This is a genomic window from Petrimonas sp. (genome assembly GCF_963921705.1).
In the GTDB taxonomy this organism is placed as follows: Bacteria; Bacteroidota; Bacteroidia; order Bacteroidales; family Dysgonomonadaceae; genus Petrimonas; species Petrimonas sulfuriphila.
In genome coordinates, this window is record NZ_OY997410.1 from 879,739 (window position 1) to 901,771 (window position 22,033).

14 protein-coding genes, 2 tRNA genes and 3 rRNA genes are annotated in these 22,033 nt (G+C 44.9%); 13 read left to right on the plus strand and 6 right to left on the minus strand.

Going from position 1 to position 22,033, the window contains the following annotated elements:
* From AACM02_RS03700 to AACM02_RS03710, 3 genes are read left to right on the plus strand one after another with little or no spacing between them, the layout of a single operon-like run.
* On the plus strand, positions 1-924 hold the full coding sequence (locus tag AACM02_RS03700; protein ID WP_214062037.1) for an HlyD family efflux transporter periplasmic adaptor subunit: 924 nt from the start codon (positions 1-3) through the stop codon (positions 922-924).
* Positions 925-930: 6 nt separating this feature from the next.
* Entirely contained in the window at positions 931-2,067 is a 1,137-nt protein-coding gene (locus AACM02_RS03705) for an FtsX-like permease family protein (protein ID WP_339116104.1), read from the plus strand.
* A 27-nt stretch (positions 2,068-2,094) separates the two neighbouring features.
* A complete protein-coding gene (locus tag AACM02_RS03710) occupies positions 2,095-3,444 on the plus strand; it encodes a TolC family protein (protein ID WP_339116105.1) in 1,350 nt (449 codons plus the stop codon).
* Between the two features lie 6 nt (positions 3,445-3,450).
* Here the strand turns inward: AACM02_RS03710 and AACM02_RS03715 are convergent, their stop codons facing one another.
* The 4 genes from AACM02_RS03715 to rlmH all read right to left on the minus strand — a co-directional run bounded on the left by AACM02_RS03715 (position 3,451) and on the right by rlmH (position 7,200).
* A complete protein-coding gene (locus AACM02_RS03715) occupies positions 3,451-3,642 on the minus strand; it encodes a hypothetical protein (RefSeq protein ID WP_214062034.1) in 192 nt (63 codons plus the stop codon).
* 116 nt (positions 3,643-3,758) lie between these two features.
* Positions 3,759-5,201 carry a transposase gene (locus AACM02_RS03720; RefSeq protein WP_339115938.1) on the minus strand — a complete coding sequence of 481 codons (1,443 nt, stop codon included), beginning with the start codon at positions 5,199-5,201 and terminating at the stop codon, positions 3,759-3,761.
* A gap of 120 nt (positions 5,202-5,321) precedes the next feature.
* Positions 5,322-6,713 carry an alpha/beta fold hydrolase gene (locus AACM02_RS03725; RefSeq protein WP_339116106.1) on the minus strand — a complete coding sequence of 464 codons (1,392 nt, stop codon included), beginning with the start codon at positions 6,711-6,713 and terminating at the stop codon, positions 5,322-5,324.
* A gap of 13 nt (positions 6,714-6,726) precedes the next feature.
* A complete protein-coding gene (rlmH, locus tag AACM02_RS03730) occupies positions 6,727-7,200 on the minus strand; it encodes a 23S rRNA (pseudouridine(1915)-N(3))-methyltransferase RlmH (RefSeq protein ID WP_339116107.1) in 474 nt (157 codons plus the stop codon).
* 152 nt (positions 7,201-7,352) lie between these two features.
* Here rlmH and nadC point away from each other — a divergent pair, with 152 nt between their 5' ends.
* From nadC to AACM02_RS03755, 5 genes are all read left to right on the plus strand, one after another.
* Complete coding sequence (gene nadC / locus AACM02_RS03735) at positions 7,353-8,201, plus strand: carboxylating nicotinate-nucleotide diphosphorylase (protein WP_339116108.1); 849 nt, start codon at positions 7,353-7,355, stop codon at positions 8,199-8,201.
* 13 nt (positions 8,202-8,214) lie between these two features.
* Entirely contained in the window at positions 8,215-8,640 is a 426-nt protein-coding gene (locus AACM02_RS03740) for a dCMP deaminase family protein (RefSeq protein ID WP_286849044.1), read from the plus strand.
* 25 nt (positions 8,641-8,665) lie between these two features.
* On the plus strand, positions 8,666-10,360 hold the full coding sequence (locus tag AACM02_RS03745; protein WP_286879787.1) for a S41 family peptidase: 1,695 nt from the start codon (positions 8,666-8,668) through the stop codon (positions 10,358-10,360).
* A 5-nt stretch (positions 10,361-10,365) separates the two neighbouring features.
* On the plus strand, positions 10,366-10,929 hold the full coding sequence (locus tag AACM02_RS03750) for a 5-formyltetrahydrofolate cyclo-ligase (RefSeq protein WP_339116109.1): 564 nt from the start codon (positions 10,366-10,368) through the stop codon (positions 10,927-10,929).
* 114 nt (positions 10,930-11,043) lie between these two features.
* Positions 11,044-12,999 carry a nucleoside-diphosphate sugar epimerase/dehydratase gene (locus AACM02_RS03755; RefSeq protein ID WP_339116110.1) on the plus strand — a complete coding sequence of 652 codons (1,956 nt, stop codon included), beginning with the start codon at positions 11,044-11,046 and terminating at the stop codon, positions 12,997-12,999.
* Here the strand turns inward: AACM02_RS03755 and AACM02_RS03760 are convergent.
* Both AACM02_RS03760 and AACM02_RS03765 read right to left on the minus strand, forming a co-directional pair.
* Entirely contained in the window at positions 12,991-14,826 is a 1,836-nt protein-coding gene (locus AACM02_RS03760) for an ABC transporter ATP-binding protein (protein WP_339116111.1), read from the minus strand. The two genes, AACM02_RS03755 and AACM02_RS03760, sit on opposite strands and share 9 nt — an antisense overlap.
* Before the next feature lie 128 nt (positions 14,827-14,954).
* Positions 14,955-15,905, minus strand: coding sequence for an IS30 family transposase (locus tag AACM02_RS03765; RefSeq protein WP_238866016.1), 951 nt, complete (start codon positions 15,903-15,905; stop codon positions 14,955-14,957).
* 608 nt (positions 15,906-16,513) lie between these two features.
* Here AACM02_RS03765 and AACM02_RS03770 point away from each other — a divergent pair.
* From AACM02_RS03770 to rrf, 5 genes are all read left to right on the plus strand, one after another.
* A 16S ribosomal RNA gene (locus tag AACM02_RS03770) occupies positions 16,514-18,042 on the plus strand.
* A gap of 258 nt (positions 18,043-18,300) precedes the next feature.
* Positions 18,301-18,374, plus strand: a tRNA-Ile gene (locus AACM02_RS03775).
* Between the two features lie 13 nt (positions 18,375-18,387).
* Positions 18,388-18,461, plus strand: a tRNA-Ala gene (locus tag AACM02_RS03780).
* 356 nt (positions 18,462-18,817) lie between these two features.
* Positions 18,818-21,715, plus strand: a 23S ribosomal RNA gene (locus tag AACM02_RS03785).
* A gap of 148 nt (positions 21,716-21,863) precedes the next feature.
* Positions 21,864-21,975 (plus strand): 5S ribosomal RNA (gene rrf / locus AACM02_RS03790).
* The 16S, 23S and 5S rRNA genes sit together here with 2 tRNA genes alongside, the layout of an rRNA operon.
* The last annotated feature ends 58 nt before the right edge of the window (positions 21,976-22,033 follow it).

The window sequence follows — 22,033 nt, forward strand, 5'->3', positions numbered from 1 at the left end:
ATGAAAAAACTATTCATTGGCTGTTTTCTCATTTTGTTGCTCGTGGGCTGCGGTAACAAAACCGAAAACAGGGTTTCCGTAGAAGTGAGTCCCGTGACAGTGGCCGTTGGTATTGGGAAAATAGTACCACAAGGCGGCGTCAGTAAACTGGCTTCGCCTGTTGCAGGTATTGTTGTTGAAATAGCTGTGGCGACAGGTGACAAGGTGAAATCCGGCGATTTACTGCTTACCCTTGACAATACCGATGCATCGCTGGCGTTGAGCGAAATAAACAGCCGGTTAGTCACGCAGCAAAAATCCATACAATCGGCAGAGCTGATGAAAGAGCAAGGCCTGACCCGGTTACGGGAAAAAGAGCGAAAACTGAACGATGCCCGTGAACTGTTTGATGCGGGGGCGGTAACCGGCGAAAATGTGCGTAACCTTCAAAACGATTACGATTTGGAAAAACAAGGTCAGGAGAAACTTCAAAACGATATTTTGTTGCAGGAGTCTCAGCTTCGCGAAATTGTTTCGCAGAAAAATATGAGGTCAGAAGAGTTAAGCCGGACATCCTTGCGTGCACCCATGGACGGAATTGTACTAGACGTTCTTCCGAAAAAAGGCGAAGCCGTGAACAGGTATGAAACGTATATGATGCTGGCTCCTGACGCCCCGCTTATCGTACAGGCTGAGATAGACGAGATGTTCTCAAACCGCCTGGCTTTGGGGCAATCGTGTGAGATAAGGGTTGCGGGAAATCCTCAACCGGTGGCACAAGGGAAAATCCTCAGTATCTCGCCCGATTTAAAGAAGAAATCGCTCTTTTCCGACAGCGGACAAGATTTGCAGGACCGCCGTGTACGCGAGATTGAAATTTCGATCGACAAAGACACCAATTTGCTTATCGATACTAAGGTTGAATGTATGATTCATTTAAATTGAGTTGACGTGTTTGCAACAGCCTATAAATTCATTCGATTCGAGAAATCCAAAAGTACGGGGATTCTGCTGGGGATTATTATCAGTATCTACCTGATTGGGCTGGAGCTGGGCATTTTCTTTTACCTCACAACACTTATCGGTGGTGTGATAAACAACGCCAAACCCGAATATTCTCAGGTCTTTGTCGTGAACAAACTTACCAACAATGCTAATATTCTTTCGCCGTTTGACAAGCGTTGGGTGAACCAGCTGAGGAGTATAGAAGGGATTGACGATGCGCACGGGATGGTGATGGCTAATGTCAGTGTCCGATTCGATAACGGAGAAAGTTCGCCGGCAATAATTATTGGAAGCGAGTATCCCGAACTGGCTGCAGGCCCGTCGGAATCACTGTTGAACTCCGGTTCCACGAACAATCTGTTCCTTCAGGGAACGGTTTCCACCGATTTTTACGACAACAAGACATTCGGTTATGACGTAAAACAGGGCACAAGTTTCGAGATCAGCGGAAAAAATGTTACTGTAGGGGCTACGACAAAAAATGCCAAAGGCTTTTCGAGCCCGATGCTTTATACAACCGATGCCACGGCACGTTACTATTCCGGCTTTTCGGAAGATGCAGTCAACGCAGTTATTGTGACGGTAAAGGATGAGTCGAAAATCGATGAGGTCATCGAACGGATAAATACCGTTGCTCCAGACCTGCGTGCATGGCGGTCGGAAGAACTCAAAAATGCTACCGTAATAAATGTAATGACGGCGAACAATATGGGTATGAGTTTCGGAACGTTGGTCATTTTTGCTATCGTGAGTGGATTTTTTATCATCGGGCTGACGATGTATTCCGCCACTTACGACCGGATCAAGGATTACGGAACGTTGAAAGCCATTGGTGCTACCGGTAGACACATTACTCTTTTGGTTATAACCCAGTCGTTTATTTATGCAGTTGTGGGGTTTGCGGTTTCGTTGCTTCTTTTGGTCGGGACAAAATTTGGAATGGCTAAAGCCGGACTCATCATCAATCTCTCCCCTCAGTTTTTAGCATTTTTATTTTTCGTTACCCTGATCATTGCGGTAGCCAGCTCCATGTTTTCCATCCAAAAACTAAAAAAAGTAGAGCCGTCGTCGGTATTCAGATAAAGATTTCAAGTTCACAAAAACATTACAATGAAAAAAACATATATACTTTCTCTTGCATGGATTGTATCCGTTTTATCCGTTTTGGGCCAGGAGAAAAAGATAAATCTAAATGCACTGACGCTGGAAGAGGCCGTAAAGTACTCGCTCGATCATTCGCCGACGTTCATCGCGCAACAGTTGAAAGAACAACAGGCCGGATATAAGCTTTCGCAAGTAAAACTGGATTACCTGCCTGACATTTATGTTACATCCGATCTGCGGCGGAACATTATTATTCCGTCAACACCCATCCCTGCATCAATGATCAATCCTTCGGCACCGGAAGACGAGTTGATGTATATGCGTTTCAACACGCCGTGGAGTTCGGGAACGGGGCTAAATGTTACGTTCGATATTTTTAATCCCGAAACAGCGGGATTAAAATCAGAGCAGGAGAAGCAGTTGAAAATCAGTCAGCTTGATTCCAGAATTGCTGAAAACGAGTTGCGAGCCACTGTTTCACAGGCCTATATCGACTGTGCGATTGCGCAGACCCAGCTGGACGCAATAACTGCCGATACGGTTTATTACGCCGCGTTATCACGGGAGATAGAAGATCTTTACCGGCGTGAAAAGGTTTCGCTGGTAGACAAGAACAATGCGGAAATGAATTATAACGCTTCGCTCGCCCGCTTCCATCAGGCCAAAAATATCCAGCACAACTCCAGAATAAACCTGTTGATGTATTTGGGAGTAGAACCGGACGAAGACAAGTTGGATCAGCTACGGTTGTCGGATGATATTCAGTCGCTTTATTCCAAAATGATGTCAGGCAAAGTGTTAAGCGGCGAAAACCCTCTTTCACAACGCCGCCAGGCTGAGTTGGTTTCGCTGTCTGAGATCAAGACAAAAAATGCACTATGGAAATATGCGCCGTCGTTGTCGTTATCGGGATATTATGGAGCCAATTATTTCGGGAAAGAGTTGAAGTTGGGAAACACCAACAGGTGGTTCGGGAACAGTTTTGTGGCTCTTTCGCTTCGGATTCCCATTTCGCGATCGCTGAGCACGGCAAAAGAGGTTTCCCGGTTACGCATACAGGAGCAGCTTGAGCGTGAAAATTTGCGGGATGTAAAGAATAACCGGTTGGGAGAATTATCGAGAGAGCTGGCCCGGTTGGAAACCTGTAAAAATACTTACCGGTTGAAACAATCGAACATGAAATTGATAACCCAAAATATAGTGGCAAAACAGGCACAGTTGCAAAAAGGCTACACGCTCGAAAGTGAATTTTTATCGGAAAAATTGCGTGAACAAAATGCCTTGCAGGAATACTTGCAAGCCGCCTACGATCTGTTGTCGGCTTATATAAACCTGGAAAAACTGACGAAAAACTGATCCCCGCTATTTTTTATCACGATAATTGTTCTGGATAAAAAACATGGATATAAAAATATTCACGATCAGGAAGCCGCCCCCGCTTGCCAGGAAAATGCCTTTCCATTTCGGAAGCACAATCAGGCAGACAATGGAGGCAATCGCTATGACAACGATAATCGCCCACATTGCCGTGAAAATTTGTTTTTTTGTAGCCATTCGGTTAGTTATTTACTCATGTTTCGCACTTCCCTCAAACCATTGACAAAGAAATAGAAGGGAAATGCATTATTATCTATATCTCTGTACTATAACATTTTATATTTTACAATTTCTCAATCGTCCTTAACCATCACCGAACAACACAGTGCAATGATCATGGATTCTGCTTTTGGATTGGCCAACATTTTTTCAAGTAAATCATCGGCATCCATCTCCAATACCTCGCATACTGAGCAGACTAACTCGATGAACAGCCCCCATAGCCGTCTGTCGAGTGTTTCCCTGAGCACATCGGCGTTCATTGACCGATAAAGTGCCCCTTTCGACTCGTAGTTATCGTACCGGAAACGCAGTGTCAATAACAGATAGGCTATCATGCTGATGGTCGTTTCTGCTACCTGGGCGTCAAAGTTACTGGATTGACATCTTCCCAGGTTCAACAATTGCTTCGATTCTCGATTGAACACCTCCACAACCCATCTTACCTGGTAATGCCCGATCAATCCCTTGAACGTCAGTTTCGTGTCCGTCGTCAACAAAACCTTCCATTTGTCATTTTTGCCCCGACGACTAAAGAAAAGGCAGATCTCAACACCTTGGTACAGCACCCTGGCCTGTTTGTACTGGTAACCCAGGGAACGGCAGCGCCTGGGTTTGCCCAGCATGTTATTGATCTGGGCGTGAGTCAGGCTCTTACCCTGATACTCAAACTTAGTCTTTGCAAACTTGTACATCCCGATCAGGTGAACTTCCTTGTCCTTCACACTCCGGATAGCCTGTATCAACGCATCGCAAGTAAACCAGCTGTCCACCAGGACGTAATCAACACGAAGCCCGCGATAGATGGCCGTGAAAAACATCCGCAGGACCATCTGAATCTTGTTCGTGTCCAGTTCTTCCACACGTTTAGCGGTGTACGAGTCCTTGATACGCTTGCAACTGTATTGCTTGCGGATCTGCTTTTTGGTCATCCCAAACGGGCGTTCCTGCTTTTTCCCTTTTTCCCGGTGAAGACTGAAATCCAGTGGTATGGAGGACTTACCGTCCCAGTACATCATCACCAACAGCTTGAATCCAAGCACGTAGCTGTTGGTTACATGATCCCATACCTTCCCGATCTTCTCTATACGCTTCCCGGTTTTAGACAGGGTGGTGTCATCGAAGATCAGGTAACGGGATGAGGTATCATCTACATCACTATCTTTGGACGTCACCGTCAGAAAACGATGCACAAGATGCCACATAAGCATCCGCCAGCATATGATGGAACTGTTCTTCAAGCGATAGAACACATCCTTGCCCATGGTGGAACCTTCACCTGTGGGGCTGTTCAGATAGGAGTTGACCGTCTTGTCTGAACTGACCACCATGGAGACCAGCAGGGCCAGGACCATTTTAAAATCATATCCCCGGGTCTTGAACCATTTGAACTCAGAAAGACCTTCGCTTAGCTTCAACGCCTTGAAGCGGCTAAAAATATCTTCAGCGGAAACCCTGCCGGGGGTAAAGTCCGCTTTCAACTCTTGAATCTTTTTAATATCTTTGTCCTGCAGCATATTTTAATGGTTTGGTTTCCATCGCTAAGATAATCATTTTCAATGATATATTAGCTAAAATATGCTGCTTTTTTTATCTCTTATCCTCTGATTATCAACTTCATTTTTAACTGCGAAACATCAGTTATTTAGTTGTTTTTTTATCCAAACCGTGATATCCGACAAAACATCCGGCGAAAGAGTCTGTTCGATTTTTCCATACTCATCGGCTCGGCCGGTTTCACATTCCTGAAAAAGATGATTCAACCCGGGATACGTTTTTGTTTCGTACCGGTAATTTCGCCCCTTGTCCAAAGCCGATTTTATAGCTCCTAAATTTCTTTCAGCCAGCACCTGTGTGTCTTTTTCGCCGTTAATGGCCAGTACCGGACATTTTACCTTTTGCAGGTATTCAGCCGGATTCAGAGCCAGCACCTGGCGGTACCAGGGGGTGGTGATCGCGTTGAACTGGTCGCGGACAAAAGCATCCTTTTTGAGTTTCATTTTAACGAGAATAGGGTACTGTTCCCAAAGTTGCGAAAGCTGGTCACGCAATGCTACCCGGTCTGCTTCTGTCCCTTTCCATTCCGAAAGGCTTTCAAGCATCTGGCGTATCGCCTTTAATGACTGATCGCTGTTTTCGGGTTCTATATTGAGCAGTTCCAGTGCCATACGGTTTTGCTCCATTATGGTTTCAATCCCTCGTTCTCCCATTCCTGCCATAAGGACGATAAATTTGATGTCCCGGTTTTTCGATGCCACCATGGGCGCGATCACACCGCCTTCGCTGTGTCCAATAAGGCCAATGGCCGATTTATCTACCTCTTCTCGTGCCTTCAAATATTCCACGGCAGCAGCAACATCCGTCGCAAGATCTTGCGTGGTGGCTATTGGGTAGTAACCTGTTGACCGTCCTGTGCCGCGTTTGTCGTACCTGAGTACGACGAATCCTTTTCGCGTCAGATGATCGGCAATCACCAAGAACGGTTTGTGCCCGAAAATGGTTTCGTCCCTGTCGTGTGGTCCGCTGCCTGCAATCAGTATCACTGCCGGGAATGTTCCTGCAGAATCGGGGACAGAGAGTGTCCCGGCAAGTTCAATGCTGTCTTTTTTATGGATGAATTTCACCTCTTCCGTTTTGTACGGAAATGGGGGTTGGGGTTCCTGTGGGCGGTTTAGGACCGGTTTACCAGTCGACTTGAGAACCAAAGGGAAGGGTATCCCGCCCTGATTGAACGTTCCCAATATGGAATCTCCCTCTAATGTTCCCTGATAAAAAATGCCCAATCCTGTTGCTACAATCTCGAGTTTATTTTCAACAAAAGAAGTCTTTGAAGTGGGCAACCCTAATGCGTTCTGTGCGGGGCTATCCATGGTTGTGGAGTAAGAATTGTCGGTTTTAGAGACGTGGAAAACGACGGGCAGCTTGTTTCCCATAACGTTTAGCGTTCCGCTCCAGCTTCCGGTAATTTCCTGCGCGGAAACGGAAACAGACACTAAAAACAAGAAAAGGATTATTGCCTTCTTTTTCATGAAACATTCTCCATTATTCGTGATGATACGGTTCACCATTCAAGATAGTCATTGCCCTGTAGAGTTGTTCCACAAACACCAGTCGAACCATTTGGTGCGTAAAAGTCATTCTCGATAACGACAACTTTTCGTTGGCACGCCTGTACACTTCGTCCGGAAATCCATAAGGCCCCCCAACAACAAAAACAAGCCGTTTAGGGACGGAATGCGACTTCTTCTCAATATAGCGGGAAAATTCCACAGAAGAGTATTGTTTCCCTTTGTCATCTAGCAGAACGACATAATCGCCCTGTTGAATCCGGCTCAGCATGGCTTCCCCTTCGAGGTTCTTTTGCTCTTTTTCCGATAAGTTTTTTGTGTTTTTCACATCGGGGACAAATTCCAGATCGAAAGGAAGGTAATGACTTAATCTTTTCCTGAATATATCCATCGCCTGAACGTAAAAATCCTCATCGGTTTTTCCAAGGGACAGCAAAACAACCTTCATCTTTTATTAATACATTTTTTTTACGTAAAATTAGCAACCAGAGTGCAAATATAACCTTTTATTTTTATATTTTTGCATTCACAATTTACAAGTTTTCTTAACAATACGGGATGAATTTTGTTATTGTTAGTGAGCAACCCAATTTAGCTTGAATGGAATTAAAAAAATTGACGGACAAACTCGTTGATCTGGCTTTTGCCGAGGATATTGGCGACGGCGATCATACCACACTCTGCAGCATTCCCGAAACAGCTTTCGGGAAAGCCCGGCTCTTGATTAAGGAAGAAGGTATCTTGGCAGGAGTGGAAGTTGCCAGGACGATTTTTCATCGTTTCGACGAAGGATTAGTCGTGGAGGTTCTTATTAATGACGGAACATACGTTAAGCCCGGAGATGTTGCATTCATTGTATCGGGAAAAGTCCAATCGTTGCTGCAAACCGAACGGTTGGTACTCAACATTATGCAGCGTATGAGCGGGATAGCCACTACTACAGGGAAATATGTGAAATTACTTGAAGGTACCAAAACCAAAGTGCTTGACACGCGCAAGACTACACCCGGGATGCGAATGCTGGAAAAGCAGGCCGTAAAAATTGGCGGAGGGGAGAATCACCGTATCGGTCTGTTCGATATGATTTTGCTGAAGGACAATCATGTGGATTTTGCAGGCGGTATAGAAAACGCCATTCGTGGAGCACAAAAATATTTGAAGGAGAAAAACAAACAACTCAACATAGAAATTGAAGTACGTAACTTCGATGAGCTTAACCAAGCCCTTGCGGTGGGAGGGGTCGATAGGATCATGTTGGATAATTTCACGCCCGAACAAACGTGTGAAGCGGTGAAGATTGTGGACGGGCGCGTTGAACTGGAATCGTCGGGCGGAATTACCTTTGAAACTATCCGTCAATATGCGGAGTGTGGTGTGGATTATATCTCTGTAGGCGCGCTTACCCATTCGGTAAAAAGCTTGGATATGAGTTTAAAAGCGATAGAATAGCAGTTAGCAAAGTATAATGACAGATACAAAACAGCTCGAACTGGACAAGCGATACATGCGGATGGCATTTATCTGGTCAGAAAATTCATACTGTAAACGCCGTAAGGTAGGTGCCATTTTGGTAAAAGACAAGATGATAATATCCGATGGATACAACGGAACACCATCGGGATTTGAAAATGTTTGTGAAGATGAGGATAACGTAACAAAGCCTTATGTGCTTCATGCCGAGGCAAATGCCATAACCAAAGTGGCCCGGTCCAACAACAGTAGTGAAGGAGCAACGTTGTACGTGACGTCTTCTCCCTGTATTGAATGTGCAAAGCTGATTATTCAGGCAGGTATCCGGAAAGTCGTTTATGCCGATTCTTACAGACTGAGCGATGGTGTAGAATTACTTAGAAGGGCTGATATAGAGTTGATTTCGGTTGATTTGTGAAAAATTAAGTTGCAAGAATAAGATAATGAGTCCTGAAAAAAAAATAAAAACGTGGCTTCCTTTATGGGTTGGATTGGGTATTGCTTTGGGAATTCTTATAGGAAGCATCTATTCGCAATTTGGGAATACGGGAAAAGTGGATGGAACCGGTAAGATTGATGCCATATTTAACTATATCAACAAATCGTATGTAGACACCGTGAATATTCGTCAGCTTGTGGAGGAGGCGCTACCCAAAATTGTTCAGGAACTCGATCCACATTCGGCTTATATCTCTGCCAGCGAAATGAAGCGTTTAAACGAAGATCTGGAGGGCCATTTTTCGGGGATTGGTGTTAGTTTTTATGTATTAAGCGATACGATCGTAGTGACAAGTATTGTGCCTGGCGGTCCCTCGGAGGCGGCAGGTATACAGCAATGGGACAGGATAGTCAATGTCAATGACACGCTGATTGCAGGGCGGAAAATTACAAACGCCGATGTACTGCAAAAGCTTCGTGGTGAAAAAGGATCCGAAGTAAAACTGGGAATTAAAAGAAACGATGATACAAAACTGATTGACATAACCGTAACTCGTGGAGACATTCCCATGAACAGTGTTCAGGCTGCTTATATGCAAACCAACACCATCGGATATATCAAGGTGGGCACATTCGGATTCAACACTTTCAATGAGTTTATATCGGCACTGTCTAAACTCAAAAGCCAGGGGGCACATTCTTTCGTGATCGATCTGAGAGGTAACAGCGGTGGTTCGTTGGAAATTGTTGTTGCCATGGTGAATGAATTTCTTCATAAAGGGGATTTGATTGTTTATGCTGACGGACGGAACTTTCCCAGGCAGGACAGTTATGCCAATGGTTCGGGAACGAGTAAAGAAGACGATGTCGTCATTTTGATTGATGAATTAAGTGCATCCGCAAGTGAAATTTTTGCCGGTGCTATTCAGGATAATGATCGAGGATTGGTGATGGGGCGGAGGTCTTTTGGAAAAGGATTGGTACAAAGCCAGCGAAATTTTCCCGATGGATCCGCTGTGCGTCTTACCGTTGCCCGTTATTATACACCGTCTGGACGTTCTATTCAACGCAAATATGAAAAAGGAAAGTACGATGAATACGAGCTGGAAGCATTGAACAGATATATGCAAGGCGATTACGTAAATTCCGATACAGCGTCTACCCTCATTCCCTTTAAAACTGAAGGAGGGCGAACAGTTTTCGGAGGTGACGGTATAATGCCGGATGTCTTTATTGCCCGTGACACAATCGGCATGAATTCTTATTTTAATACGATCGCAAACAAGGATTTCATTCAAGAGTATGCTGTGACCTATTCAGATATGCATAAGCATAAATTGAGTGAATTTCAATCAGCAGAAGACCTTGCTCGTCACCTGTACAAGCAGCCTCTGCTGATGAATCTAGTAAGTTACGCTGACAACAAAGGAGTCCGGCCAAGACCCTATTATATAGAAGAATCCAGGAAGCTGTTCGAGCGACATTTAGTTGCCTATATTGTTAGGAACTTCTTCGGTGAGGAAAGCTATTTCTCCGTATACATGCAGGACGATGTGTTGATGAAAAATGCAGTGGATTTTATTGAGAGAGGGTTGGCGAAGCCCGAATCTGTGGTACAAGAAAAGTATAAGTCCATTTCGCTGGGCCTGAGGGTCAGCTTTCCTGTTCCCAAGGAATTTGGCTCGTTATTTTATGTATAGAAGAAATGAATATAACAGAGCAGAAAAAAAGACTCCGTGAAAGGATTGCCCAGAAAAAGCAATCGTATTCTCAAAGAGAACTGTTAAACTTCTCGGAAGAGGTTATATCAACACTTGAACTCACTGAGGTATTTCAGAACGCTAAAATTGTACTAGCCTATTACAGCATGTCGGATGAGGTTAGTACGCATGAATGGATAAAAAAATACTGTTTACAAAAACATTTTCTTCTGCCGGTGGTTAATAATGGTGAATTAATTTTGAAAAAATATGTCTCCGAAGAAAGTATGTCGACTTCCGCTTATGGAATTAAAGAACCGGTGGGCGATACTTTCCCGGAATCTGAATACGGTAAAATAGATTTGGTAATTGTCCCGGGTGTGGCTTTTGATCGCACACTAAACCGGTTGGGTAGGGGAAAAGGCTTTTACGACAGATTATTGCCAAAGATAAAGGCTCCTAAGACAGCTATATGCTTTGATTTCCAGGTTTTTGATAATATTCCTGTAAGTCAGGGAGATATTAAAATGAATATGATTGTTTGTCAGAATGAGATTATTGTGGAATAACTACTCAGCAATTTGAAATTCAGATAAACATTTTCTTTAACATCACAATTCTTCATAAACTTGCAGTATATTTAATGATTTTAAATGTGCTGTCGTTGATCTTTGAGTGCAGTTATGAATAAATTCTTAGAGAATTACTTATCCAACAGGGTCTTGTCCCGCATGTCTATCCTGATAATAGACATTCTTATTATACTGTTTTCAACCCTGACCATGTATTTTTTGCGTTTCGGTTTTGAAGGACTTACGACGCAGGTCAAGGCAGATGGTATAACTACAACACTCGTTCTGGTATTTTTCAATGTCATTTCGTTCCTAATCTTCAAAACTTTTAGCGGGGTTTTACGCTTTTCGGCTTTTTCCGATCTTGTTCGGATCATATATGCATTGACTCTGGGCTATTTTATATCGTTTATCTGCCTGATGGTGATAAAAAAAGTCGATCCCACTTTCACTGTTTCCAATACCATTCATTTTGCCACTTATGTGTTGAATGTTTTGCTGATGATTTTTTCGCGTATTGTTGTCAAGGAGGTGTATGAGTCCATAACTGGAAAGCCGCAGAAAGCTACCAATATTTTTATTTACGGTACCAAACAGGCCGGTATTAGTCTCGCAAAAGCGATCAGGGGAAACCGGGAATTCAAGTACAAAGTATTGGGATTTATTACCGATGAAGACAATATGGTCGGTAAAAATCTATTGGGGCTTACTATTTATGCCAACAACGAAAACTTATTCAGGGTACTGGAAGCAAAAGACGTAAAAACAGTGATTGTCTCCCCTCATAAAATGGATCAGATAAGAAATTCGCCTTTACTGGAAAATTTCGTGGACCATAATATTTCGTTGCTGACTACTTCTCCCGTTAACGAATGGAACGGGACATTGACAGGAAAAGAGCAGCTAAAAGATATTCAGATTGAGGATCTGCTCCCCCGCAATCCCATTAACATCAACTTAATGGAAATTGCTGCTCACATCGAAGGAAAGCGGGTGATGGTAACAGGGGCAGCGGGTTCCATCGGGAGCGAGATTGTCCGTCAGGTAGCCTCATTCAATCCTTTCAACATCATTTTGATCGATCAGGCAGAAACCCCACTACATGACATGAGGCTTGAACTGCAAAAAAAATGGATCGATATAAATACCAACATAATTGTTGCTGATGTAGGCAATGCTACAAGAATGGAGCGCATTTTTGCAAAGACGCGCCCGCAGTACATTTTCCATGCGGCAGCTTATAAACATGTCCCTATGATGGAAGACAATGTTTCCGAATCCATTCAGACAAACGTCCTGGGAACAAAAATCCTAGCCGACCTGGCTGTAAAATATGGGGCTCAGAAATTTGTCATGATCTCTACTGATAAAGCGGTGAACCCTTCAAATGTAATGGGTTGCTCAAAAAGAATTAGTGAGATCTATGTTCAATCCTTATCGAGGCATTTGGAGAAGAACGGCCAGAAGACCACGCAATTCATCACTACCCGATTCGGTAATGTATTGGGGTCAAACGGTTCGGTAATCCCGTTGTTCCGGGAACAAATTAAAAATGGAGGCCCTTTAACGGTTACACATCCCGAAATTATTCGTTATTTCATGACCATCCCCGAAGCTTGCCAGTTGGTTCTTGAAGCTGGTTCCATGGGTAAAGGAGGTGAGATTTACCTTTTCGATATGGGAAAACCGGTTAAGATTCTGGATCTGGCAAAACGGATGATCCGGTTGTCGGGCTCTCAAAACATAAAGATAGAATTTACAGGCCTTCGTCACGGTGAAAAGTTATACGAGGAATTGCTCAATGCCTCTGAAAACACCATTAAAACCCATCATGAGAAGATTATGATTGCTCGGGTGCGTGAGTATGAGTACGAAAAAGTAAAGGATCAGATCGAGGGATTAATCGAGATTTCGTATCAATACGACGATATGCGTACTGTGAAAAAAATGAAAGAAATTGTCCCGGAGTTTCAAAGCATAAATTCCCCTTACGAGGCTGTTGACCGCTTACTGGAGAAACTGGAAGACAAGGAAAGCGTTAAGATACAGGATGCTTTTTCAATTTAGATCTCCCTGCATATTGCAAAGTTTTGTATAATAGCCGTTTAATTCATACAACGAATTGTGTCTGCCTGATTCGATGATTTGTCCCTCCTTTAGAACGTAAATTTCGTCTGCATTTTTTATGGTTGACAACCGGTGCGCAATAACAATTGTTGTCCGGTTTCTCATCAGTTTCTCCAGGGCATCCTGTACCAATCGCTCCGAATCGGTATCCAGTGCCGAGGTAGCCTCATCCAGTATCAGGATTTCCGGGTTCTTCAACACCGCTCGCGCAATGCTTATTCGTTGGCGTTGTCCTCCCGATAGCTTTCCTCCCCGATCACCGATGTTTGTCTGATATCCGTGTTGAGTGGCCATGATGAACTCGTGCGCATTGGCCACTTTTGCCGCTTCAATAACCTCTTCCGAAGTTACTTCTTTTAGGCCAAAGGCAATGTTGTTAAAGAACGTGTCGTTAAAAAGAATGGCCTCCTGGGTTACATAGCCTATTTTTGAGCGCAGGTCGTGTAAAGTAACATCCTTTATGTTGATATTATCAATAAAAACCCCCCCCTCCTGAATATCGTAGAACCGGGATAAAAGATCGGTCATGGTAGACTTCCCGGAACCCGATTGACCCACAAGCGCAACCGTTTTCCCTTTTTCAATCTTTAAATCGATCCCTTTCAATACCCACTCTTTGTTGTATTTGAACCATACATTGCGGTAATGTATGTTATTTTTAAAACTCAGCTTTTGCGGGTGCTGTATTTCTGTTATGTCGTTCTGGGCCTCCAGTATCTTGTCGATACGCTCCATGGAAGCAAGGCCTCTTTGTACGGCATATGCCGATCTGGAAAACTCTTTGATGGGATTGATAATACTGTAGAAAATGGTGAGGTAATAAATAAAAGTGGCCGCATCAATAATCCCGTTCCCGCTTAAAATAAGTGAGCCGCCAAACCAAAGGACAATGGCGATGGTAAGGGTTCCCAGGAATTCACTCATCGGATGTGCAAGATACTGCCGTCGCGCAATCCTATTGGACATCTTTCTAAACGTATCACTCCCCGTATAGAATCGTTTGGAGATTTTGCTTTCCGCATTAAACGCTTTTATTATTCTTAGACCGCTCAAGGTTTCTTCAATTTGCGACATAAGTTCCCCCCATTTGTTTTGTGCCTCGAACGAACTTCTTTTCAGTGATTTGCCAACGGTTCCCATCACATATCCCATTATCGGCAATACCACAAAAACAAAAAGGGTAAGCTGCCAGCTGAGAACGATCATGGTAATCAAATAAATCAGAATAAGAATGGGGTTCTTAAAGAGCATATCAAGCGAGCTCATCACCGAGTTTTCCACTTCGTTGACGTCCCCTGAAATGCGGGCCAATATATCGCCTTTGCGTTCTTCTGAAAAAAAACCGATGGGAAGAACCAGAATCTTATCGTTGATTTTGTTCCGGATGTCTTTAACTACTCCTGTCCGGATGGGAATGGTAAAATAAGATCCGAAATAGGCTGTACCGGTTTTAAAAAGAGTCATAACGATAAGCGCAATCGCCAAAAAAAGGAGCGTTGTGCTGCCTCCATGGGTTTCAATGAGCCGGGCCATGTACCAATTCCCGTTATTCAGGACAATATCGATCAATGAAACACCTTTTGTTTCCCAGGGAATAAATTCAAAAACCTTATCGTTGACTTTAAATAAAACCTGAAGTATCGGAATAATCGTTGCCAGTGAGAAAACATTCAATAATGCGGTGAGTAGATTAAAAAGAAAGGAGAGTACCACATATTTCTTGTAGGGAGGCAAGAAGCGCTTCAATATAGTTATAATACCGTTCATTAAAAAATATCCTTATTGCAGTAGTTTTAGTGTAACACGAAAAACGGTGCAAGATACACATAATTTGTGATTCCCAGTGTCAGATTTCGCGTTTTTGCAAAACCCTAGAGTCAACCAGCAAGTGCAATTTAGTAATAATTTTTGTAAAACTCTATTTTAGGATTGCTAAAGTCTAATTTTTCTCTTGGTCTTCTGTTTAGTTTATGCTGTATTTCTTTTACTTTCTCATCGGAATAATCTTTAAATGTTGCTCCTTTTGGGATGTATTGCCGGATTAATTTATTGGCATTTTCAACAGCTCCTTTTTGCCACGATGAATAAGGATCAGTGAAATATACCGGTACTTTCAACTTTTTTGTTATCAGTTCGTGTGCTGCAAACTCGGATCCGTTATCTGTTGTAATGGTTTTCAGTTTGTCCTTATAAGGCAGCAACATAGCAATGACTTCCTTGCAAACCTGCTTAGAGTCTTTGCCCATAGGCAGTTTTCTCATCATTATAAAGTTTGTATTTCTTTCTGTCATTGTCAGTATTATTTCCTTTTGTCCGTTTCCTATTATGGTGTCCATTTCAAAATCTCCAAACCGGCTTCCGTCGGCCTCTTTTGGCCTTTGGCGAATACTTTTTCTGTTGGGTATGTTAGTGGCAGAACCTACGGGTCTTTTTCTGTATTTGAGCTTGTGGCGGCAGTGCTTGTAAAGGTTTCCTCCCGATTTCTTATCTTGCCTGATCCATTGATAAATAGTCTCGTGAGAGATAGATATTTGATCATATTTTGCGAGATATCCGCTGATTTGTTTGGGCGACCAATCTTTGCGAATGAGACGGATTATTTTCTGTTTAATCCACTCCGATGTCGATCTATTGCCCGGTAAACGTTCTTTGCGCTCTTGGGCCATCTCTTGTGCCAAACGCCATGAGTAGCCTCCAGTTTTGTTTTTGTTACGGCTTAATTCCCTATAAACCGTAGAAATATTTACCTTTATCTGCTTGGCTATTTCAGACTTGCTTGTTCCGTTTTGTAAGCCTAAATAAATAGCATATCTTTGTTCTGAAGTTAACTGTTTGTATTTTTTCATAAGCAACATAATAGTTAATTTTAGGGAGACTTCGGTCTCCTTTTTTATTTTTTTATGTTGCTGATTGACTAATTGTTTTTTTCAAAACCCCTTAAGCACTTTTGAAAGGGGATTTTGGAAAAAAACAATTAAGATAAGAAGTGTAATGTAATCAAATCTTTTGCACTTCTATCTTGAACTTAGTAACGGTCTGCCATGAAAACAGAAAAGTGGGAAAAAATTCAAAAAAAAATGAATTAAATAATTCTTTAATTGTCAGGCCATTGTTTTGCGTTTTGTAAAATAGTTGATTTTTTTATCAAATTTGTTGTGAAAATGTTTTGATGGAATGAAATCTTTCCCTACCTTTGCATCCGCTTTCCGAAAACAAGTAGATGTAGAAAGCAATTGATCGTTCTTTGAAAGATTTTCATATACGTTTTTTTAATGACAAGCAGTATATAAAATATATATATTGGTACCCGTTCAATAGAACATAAAAGGAAAAGAAATAGATTCGTGAATCGAGGGTTTGAGGATCACCGGCTATTCGGTTTTTTTGTTTGTCGATGCCTTTCCTGTAGTTGACACAACAGGGGCAGGAAAAGTTCAAGACATATAACAAATATACAACGAAGAGTTTGATCCTGGCTCAGGATGAACGCTAGCGATAGGCCTAACACATGCAAGTCGAGGGGCAGCACATGAGTAGCAATACGATGGTGGCGACCGGCGCACGGGTGAGTAACACGTATGCAACCTACCTTTAACAGGGGAATAACCCGTTGAAAAACGGACTAATACTCCATGACACAGGGGTCCCGCATGGGAATATTTGTTAAAGATTTATCGGTTGAAGATGGGCATGCGTTCCATTAGCTTGTTGGTGAGGTAACGGCTCACCAAGGCCACGATGGATAGGGGAACTGAGAGGTTTATCCCCCACACTGGAACTGAGACACGGTCCAGACTCCTACGGGAGGCAGCAGTGAGGAATATTGGTCAATGGAGGCAACTCTGAACCAGCCAAGTCGCGTGAAGGATGAAGGTCTTATGGATTGTAAACTTCTTTTTCAAGGGAATAAAGTGGGGGACGTGTCCTCCTTTGCATGTACCTTGCGAATAAGGATCGGCTAACTCCGTGCCAGCAGCCGCGGTAATACGGAGGATCCGAGCGTTATCCGGATTTATTGGGTTTAAAGGGTGCGCAGGCGGGATGTTAAGTCGGCGGTGAAATTTTGCAGCTCAACTGTAAAAGTGCCTTCGATACTGGCTTTCTTGAGTGTGGATGAAGTAGGCGGAATTTGTGGTGTAGCGGTGAAATGCTTAGATATCACGAGGAACTCCGATTGCGCAGGCAGCTTACTAAACCACTACTGACGCTCATGCACGAAGGCGTGGGGATCAAACAGGATTAGATACCCTGGTAGTCCACGCAGTAAACGATGATTACTAGTTGTTTGCGATACAATGTAAGCGACTGAGCGAAAGCGTTAAGTAATCCACCTGGGGAGTACGTTCGCAAGAATGAAACTCAAAGGAATTGACGGGGGCCCGCACAAGCGGAGGAACATGTGGTTTAATTCGATGATACGCGAGGAACCTTACCCGGGCTTGAAATGCGGCGGACCGGCAGAGAGATCTGCCTTCCCTTCGGGGCCGCCGTGTAGGTGCTGCATGGTTGTCGTCAGCTCGTGCCGTGAGGTGTCGGCTTAAGTGCCATAACGAGCGCAACCCTCATCATTAGTTACTAACAGGTCATGCTGAGGACTCTAGTGAGACTGCCATCGTAAGATGCGAGGAAGGTGGGGATGACGTCAAATCAGCACGGCCCTTACGTCCGGGGCGACACACGTGTTACAATGGGTGGTACAAAGGGCAGCTACCTGGCGACAGGATGCTAATCTCCAAAACCACTCTCAGTTCGGATCGGAGTCTGCAACTCGACTCCGTGAAGCTGGATTCGCTAGTAATCGCGCATCAGCCACGGCGCGGTGAATACGTTCCCGGGCCTTGTACACACCGCCCGTCAAGCCATGGAAGCCGGGGGTACCTGAAGTCCGTAACCGTCAAGGAGCGGCCTAGGGTAAAACTGGTAACTGGGGCTAAGTCGTAACAAGGTAGCCGTACCGGAAGGTGCGGCTGGAACACCTCCTTTCTGGAGAACGTTCCCGTCCTGTTAACGGCAGGGTTTTGGGCATGGAAGGCAGAAAAGGGGCCCGTTAATCGGAGTCCCGGTCTTCAGACGCTCTTTTCACGTTTTTTTTTTTTTTCAACCGAGAGGTACCGATTCAAAACTGCATCCGTCATAGGAACGTATATAAAACAACATAACACTCACCGGGCAGAACCGTGAGCACGGGAGGCGGGCGTGTCCTGTTTTCCTACGGCGATCGGCCGACACTGCGACCAGCACAGTCCTATAGCTCAGTTGGTTAGAGCGCTACACTGATAATGTAGAGGTCGGCAGTTCAACTCTGCCTGGGACTACAAGGAAGATAACGGGGGATTAGCTCAGCTGGCTAGAGCATCTGCCTTGCACGCAGAGGGTCAACGGTTCGAATCCGTTATTCTCCACTTTGAAACAGGCCGTCTGGCTGCCGAAGAGGAGACCGGGGACCGGTAGGAAGAGTGATGTGAGCCTTGCCGGCAGGAGAGCCGCGGGCGTGAGATTTGAGGAAACATATTGAGGTTTGATGTCCGTCGGGGACAGTGTTCAACGGTTCGACTCCGTATCAGACGGCTATCGAAGGGTGTTCGCGTTAAGCGTTTCCCCTTGGAAGCGATCTTTGACATGATGAAGTAAAAGTAAAAAGAGCAAGAAAATAGTAAGTAACAAAAAGCTAAGTATTTATCAAGCCCTGCTACCGCTGGTTCGTTTTTTCCTTTGGGGAAATTCGGGCGGTGTGGTACAGACGGCACAAATAAAGAGAAAATAAAGTACATAAGGGCACATGGGGGATGCCTAGGCTCTGGAAGGCGACGAAGGACGTGATAAGCTGCGATAAGCCGCGGGGATTGGCAAATACGAATCGATCCGCGGATTTCCGAATGGGGCAACCTGATACGAGAAGATTGTATCATTCCATCCAGTATGGAAGGCAAACGCGGGGAACTGAAACATCTAAGTACCCGCAGGAGAAGAAAACAAAAGTGATTCCCGGAGTAGTGGCGAGCGAAACGGGAATAGCCCAAACCGGTGTTGTTTCGGCAATACCGGGGTTGTAGGACCGGGAAGTGGCAAGAGACCAAGGAAGCGGAAGCGCCTGGAAAGGCGCATCGTAGAGGGTGATAATCCCGTACGCGACTCCCTGGCGAAGCCTACCGGTATCCTGAGTAGCGCGGGACACGAGAAATCCTGTGTGAATCCGGCGGGACCATCCGCCAAGGCTAAATACTCACCAGAGACCGATAGTGAACCAGTACCGTGAGGGAAAGGTGAAAAGAACCTCGAACAGAGGAGTGAAATAGACCCTGAAACCATGTGCTTGCAAGCGGTCGGAGCCCCGTTTACGGGGTGACGGCGTGCCTTTTGCATAATGAACCTACGAGTTACTCTTGTTGGCAAGGTTAAGCGCAATGATGCGCGTCAGCCGCAGCGAAAGCGAGTCCGAACAGGGCGCATAGTCAGCAGGAGTAGACGCGAAACCAAGTGATCTACCCTTGAGCAGGCTGAAGTTTTGGTAACACAACATGGAGGGCCGAACCGGTAAACGTTGAAAAGTTTTCGGATGACTTGAGGGTAGGGGTGAAAGGCTAATCAAACTTGGAGATAGCTCGTACTCCCCGAAATGCATTTAGGTGCAGCCTCGGATAATGAGCTTACATGAGGTAGAGCTACTGATTGGATGCGAGGGCTTCGCCGCCTATCAAGTCCAGACAAACTCCGAATGCGTGTAAGTGATCTCCGGGAGTGAGGGCGCGGGTGCTAAGGTCCGTGTCCGAGAGAGGAACAACTCAGACCATCGGCTAAGGTCCCCAAATATATGCTAAGTTGCATTAAACGAAGTTCTGCCGCTTTGACAGCTAGGATGTTGGCTTGGAAGCAGCCATTCATTTAAAGAGTGCGTAACAGCTCACTAGTCGAGTGGCGGAGCGTGGATAATAATCGGGCATAAGCATATTACCGAAGCCATGGAATTCTAATGAATTGGTAGGGGAGCATTCCGGTCCTGCGTTGAAGGCGTACTGCGAGGTACTCTGGAGCGTCCGGAAAAGCAAATGTAGGTATAAGTAACGATAATGCGGATGAGAAATCCGCACGCCGAAAGACTAAGGTTTCCTGATCAACGCTAATCGGATCAGGGTTAGTCGGGGCCTAAGGATAAGCCTAGAGGCGATTCCGATGGAAGAAACGGTTAATATTCCGTTACTGCTTTGATAAGTTATGTGGGGACGCAGAAGTGACACCACTGCCATCTGACGGAATAGATGGTTGAAGGGGGTAGGCTGTGACCGGTGCAGGCAAATCCGCACCGGGAGCTGAACCTGAAAGTATGGCAAGTCTTCGGATGAGCCAATAATGTGGGTAAGCAGACTGCCGAGAAAATCCGCTAAACGCCAATTATCAACGCACCCGTACCGTAAACCGACACAGGTAGTTGGGTTGAAAATACTAAGGCGCTCGAGTGATTCACGGTTAAGGAACTAGGCAAAATAGTCCTGTAACTTCGGGAGAAAGGACGCCACTGGCGACAGTGGCCGCAGAGAATAGATTCTGGCGACTGTTTAACAAAAACACATGGCTATGCGAATTCGAAAGAAGCTGTATATAGCCTGACACCTGCCCGGTGCTGGAAGGTTAAGAGGAGATGTCATCGCAAGAGAAGCATTGAATTGAAGCCCCAGTAAACGGCGGCCGTAACTATAACGGTCCTAAGGTAGCGAAATTCCTTGTCGGGTAAGTTCCGACCTGCACGAATGGTGTAATGATCTGGACACTGTCTCAACCGTGAGCTCGGTGAAATTGTAGTATCGGTGAAGATGCCGATTACCCGCGATGGGACGAAAAGACCCCGTGAACCTTTACTATAGCTTTACATTGAATTTGGGCACTTGATGTGTAGGATAGGCCGGAGGCAATGAAGCAGGTACGCCAGTATTTGTGGAGCCGTCGTTGAAATACGGCCCTTTGATTGTTTGAGTTCTAACCCGCGGCATGCGGGGACACTGTATGGTGGGTAGTTTGACTGGGGTGGTCGCCTCCAAAAGAGTAACGGAGGCTTCTAAAGGTACCCTCAGACCGATTGGTAACCGGTCGCAGAGTGTAATGGCATAAGGGTGCTTGACTGGGAGACAAACAAGTCGATCAGGTAGGAAACTAGAGCATAGTGATCCGGTGGTTCCGCATGGAAGGGCCATCGCTCAAAGGATAAAAGGTACTCCGGGGATAACAGGCTGATCATTCCCAAGAGCTCATATCGACGGAATGGTTTGGCACCTCGATGTCGGCTCGTCACATCCTGGGGCTGGAGAAGGTCCCAAGGGTTGGGCTGTTCGCCCATTAAAGTGGCACGCGAGCTGGGTTCAGAACGTCGTGAGACAGTTCGGTCTCTATCTATCGTGGGCGTTAGAGATTTGAGAGGCCCCGACACTAGTACGAGAGGACCGTGTTGGACAGACCTCTGGTTTACCGGTTGTGGCGCCAGCTGCATTGCCGGGTAGCTAAGTCTGGGCAGGGATAAGTGCTGAAAGCATCTAAGCACGAAGCCTACCTCGAGATTAGATCTCTTTATAAGGGTGGTTGTAGACGACGACCTTGATAGGCTGCAGGTGGAAGTGCGGTAACGTACGTAGCCGAGCAGTACTAATTGCCCGTACGCTTTATTTTCGTGCAAGCTCTTTGAATCGCAGGATTTGATAAATATGGCTTTTGGGTTGTTTGCCCGTGAGTATTGATCTTTTTACTTTTCATCATGTTTTATCAGCACAGGGAGAAGAAGAGCGGTCAGGAAAGACCTTTTCACTCCCGGACTTACTTAAGGTGGTTGTAGCGTTGGGGATCCACCTCTTCCCATTCCGAACAGAGAAGTTAAGCCCAATGGCGCCGATGGTACTGCACACAAAGTGGGAGAGTAGGTAGCCGCCGTCCTTTATCAGAAAAGCCTTCAGGAGAAATCCGGAAGGCTTTTTTTCATTTATAACCAGTT

What these genes read in the sequence shown, in the direction of transcription:
- AACM02_RS03700 (WP_214062037.1), top strand. Translation starts at nt 1, where the DNA reads ATGAAAAAACTATTCATTGGCTGTTTTCTCATTTTGTTGCTCGTGGGC.
- AACM02_RS03710 (WP_339116105.1), top strand. Translation starts at nt 2,095, where the DNA reads ATGAAAAAAACATATATACTTTCTCTTGCATGGATTGTATCCGTTTTA.
- AACM02_RS03715 (WP_214062034.1), bottom strand. Translation starts at nt 3,642, where the DNA reads ATGGCTACAAAAAAACAAATTTTCACGGCAATGTGGGCGATTATCGTT.
- AACM02_RS03720 (WP_339115938.1), bottom strand. Translation starts at nt 5,201, where the DNA reads ATGCTGCAGGACAAAGATATTAAAAAGATTCAAGAGTTGAAAGCGGAC.
- AACM02_RS03725 (WP_339116106.1), bottom strand. Translation starts at nt 6,713, where the DNA reads ATGAAAAAGAAGGCAATAATCCTTTTCTTGTTTTTAGTGTCTGTTTCC.
- rlmH (WP_339116107.1), bottom strand. Translation starts at nt 7,200, where the DNA reads ATGAAGGTTGTTTTGCTGTCCCTTGGAAAAACCGATGAGGATTTTTAC.
- nadC (WP_339116108.1), top strand. Translation starts at nt 7,353, where the DNA reads ATGGAATTAAAAAAATTGACGGACAAACTCGTTGATCTGGCTTTTGCC.
- AACM02_RS03745 (WP_286879787.1), top strand. Translation starts at nt 8,666, where the DNA reads ATGAGTCCTGAAAAAAAAATAAAAACGTGGCTTCCTTTATGGGTTGGA.
- AACM02_RS03750 (WP_339116109.1), top strand. Translation starts at nt 10,366, where the DNA reads ATGAATATAACAGAGCAGAAAAAAAGACTCCGTGAAAGGATTGCCCAG.
- AACM02_RS03755 (WP_339116110.1), top strand. Translation starts at nt 11,044, where the DNA reads ATGAATAAATTCTTAGAGAATTACTTATCCAACAGGGTCTTGTCCCGC.
- AACM02_RS03760 (WP_339116111.1), bottom strand. Translation starts at nt 14,826, where the DNA reads ATGAACGGTATTATAACTATATTGAAGCGCTTCTTGCCTCCCTACAAG.
- AACM02_RS03765 (WP_238866016.1), bottom strand. Translation starts at nt 15,905, where the DNA reads ATGAAAAAATACAAACAGTTAACTTCAGAACAAAGATATGCTATTTAT.